Here is a 2,530-nt window from a genome sequence, read left to right on the forward strand (position 1 = left end):
CCATATGATCATCTCCGCGCGGTAGGCCACCGCTTCGGAGAAGCCGATGCGCAGCATGGTGGGCAGCGCCTTCAGCGACGTGCGCAGGCTCACGCGGGCACCGCCTCCCGGGCGGCCTCCGCGCGGCGCGCCTTGCCCTCCTGGAACAGCTCGCTCATCACCTCTTCCAGCGGCGCGTTCTCCACCGTCAGGTCCGTCACCGGCAGCGTCGACAGCGCCCGCCCCACCGTGGCGTTCACCGCGTCCTGCTGCACCTGGAGCACCGCCGAGCCCGGCTCGTGCGACACCACCCGCCCCAAGCTGGCCAGGAGCGCCGCGTCCACCGGCCGCGCCAGCCGCAGCACCACCCGCTTCTCCGGCCGCACGCGCTGCACCAGCGCCTCCAGCGTGCCGTCGTAGGACAGCTGCCCCTTGTCGATGACGATGACGCGCGGACACAGCGCCGCCACGTCGTCCATGTAGTGGCTCGTCAAGATGAGCGTGGCGCCCGTCTTCTCGTTGTACGCCTTGATGAACGCGCGCATCGTCACCTGCATGGACACGTCCAGGCCGATGGTGGGCTCGTCCAGGAACAGCACCCGGGGGCGGTGGATGAGGGCCGCCGCCAGCTCGCACTTCATCCGCTCGCCCAGGCTCAACTGGCGGGTGGGCTTGGTGATGAGGTCCTCCAGCTCCAAGAGCGACACCAGCTCCTCCAGCGTCTGCTTGTACTGGAGGCGGGGCACGTCGTAGATGGCGCGGTTGAGTTCGAACGTCTCCGCCGGCGGCAGGTCCCACAGGAGCTGCTGCTTCTGCCCCATCACGAGCATGATCTTCTTGAGGAACGCCTCCTCGCGCAGCCGGGGCACGTGGCCATCCACCGTGACTTCACCCTCGGAGGGGTGGAGCAGGCCGGCGAGCACCTTGAGCGTCGTCGTCTTGCCCGCGCCGTTCGGGCCCAGGAAGCCCACCCGCTCGCCGGGCTTGATATCGAAGGAGATGCCGTCCACGGCCTTGACGGACGTGTAGCTGCGGTGGACGAGCGAGCGCAGGGCCGCCTTCAGGCCAGGCGGGCGCTTGTGAACCTGATAGTGCTTGCGCAGTCCGCGGACGGAAATCATGGCCGGACGGGTTTAACGCGGTCGCCCCCAGGTGGCGACCCCAGAAGTGAAGGCACTGATGAGCAACGCATACAGCAAGGACTTGGAGCGGTGGCTGCCGCGGCTCATCGCCGTATGGCGCGCCTCGCGTGGCAAGGGCGACGGCCCCGAGGGGCGCCTCACGCCCCAGGAGGTCAAGGAGGTGGGCGCGGGCGTGAAGCAGCTGTCGCTCGGCCTCACGCGGGAGCGGCAGCTCGCGGGCGCCCGGTACATGGACGACCCGCGCCTGCTGGGCGCCTACCTGCTCTTCTACTGGCCAGTCTCCTACGCCCAGGCGAGGCAGGTGCTGGGCGAGCTGCCCAACCGCCCCCGCCACGTGCTCGACCTGGGCAGCGGCCCCGGCCCCGTGGCCTTCGCGGCGATGGACGCGGGCGCCAGTGAAGTGACGGCGGCGGACCGCAGCAAGCCGGCCCTGGCGCTGGCGCTCAAGCTCGCGACGGAGGCGGGCGAGGCGCTGGCCACGCGCGAGTGGGACCCGCTGAAGAAGAACGCCCAGCTCCCGGACGGGCAGTTCGACCTCATCACGATGGGGCACGTGGTCAACGAGCTGTACGGCGCGACGGACGAGGCGCTCAAGCCGCGCGCGGCGCTGCTGGAAGCCATCCTGACGAAGGTGAAGAAGGGCGGCAGCCTGCTGGTGATGGAGCCCGCGCTGCGCGAGACGAGCCGCAACCTGCTCAAGGTGCGCGACCTGCTGGTGGAGCGCGGCTACGGCATCCGCGCGCCGTGCATGTACCGGGGCCCCTGCCCCGCGCTGGTGAAGGAGACGGACTGGTGCCACGCCGAGCGCGCGTGGCCCATGCCCCGCGTGGTGGAGGAGCTGGCGCGCACGGCCGGGTTCCACAAGGAATCGCTGAAGATGAGCTACCTCGTGGTGGCGCCCAAGGGCGAGGCGTGGCCGGAGCCGCCGCCGGGCCGGCTGTTCCGCATCGTCAGCGAGTCGCTGGAGGGCAAGGGCCGCCAGCGCTACATCGGCTGCGGGCCGGAGGGGCGCGTGGGCCTGGCGATGCAGGAGCGCCACCGCGCGGAGAAGAACGAGCGCTTCTTCCACCTCCAGCGCGGCGACGTCATCGAGGTGACCGACCTGGAGACGAAGGGCGACGGCTTCGCGCTCGGGGAGAACGCCGAGGTGCGCATCGTGGCGCAGGCCGGACGCGGCGTGCCACCCGGCCCACCGAAGGCGCCCGAAGCCCCGGCCGCGCCCCAGGCGCCCACGCCGGTTCCGCCCGTGAAGCCCTGAAGCGGACGCGGGCCTCGCGGCGGCGGGGCGTCCGGATCCGGACGCCTTGGAAGGCTCCGGGGAGGCTCCGGGCAGGCCCGCACGACCGGAGCGTGTCGCTCGCTCCGTAGGGACCCTGGAGAGGAGCCCCTGCTCCTCCCCTCCCCCGAGG

Annotated in this window: 2 protein-coding genes; one reads left to right on the plus strand and one right to left on the minus strand. The window is 71.5% G+C overall.

Translation table 11 applies throughout. From position 1 onward, the window contains the following. Positions 1–89: 89 nt before the first annotated feature. The gene (locus D7V93_RS41630; RefSeq protein WP_120648510.1) at positions 90–1,100 is read right to left on the minus strand and encodes an ABC transporter ATP-binding protein; all 1,011 of its coding nucleotides are present in this window, start codon (positions 1,098–1,100) and stop codon (positions 90–92) included. 58 nt (positions 1,101–1,158) lie between these two features. Between D7V93_RS41630 and D7V93_RS41635 the strand changes: the two genes are divergently transcribed. Beyond that, positions 1,159–2,379, plus strand: a complete 1,221-nt coding sequence (locus D7V93_RS41635) for a small ribosomal subunit Rsm22 family protein (RefSeq protein ID WP_120648511.1) — start codon at positions 1,159–1,161, stop codon at positions 2,377–2,379. Positions 2,380–2,530: the final 151 nt, after the last annotated feature.

The organism is Corallococcus llansteffanensis (genome assembly GCF_003612055.1).
Classification (GTDB): domain Bacteria; phylum Myxococcota; class Myxococcia; order Myxococcales; family Myxococcaceae; genus Corallococcus; species Corallococcus llansteffanensis.

Coding starts and splice junctions, on each gene's coding strand:
- D7V93_RS41630 (WP_120648510.1), bottom strand. CDS start 1,100: ATGATTTCCGTCCGCGGACTGCGCAAGCACTATCAGGTTCACAAGCGC.
- D7V93_RS41635 (WP_120648511.1), top strand. CDS start 1,159: ATGAGCAACGCATACAGCAAGGACTTGGAGCGGTGGCTGCCGCGGCTC.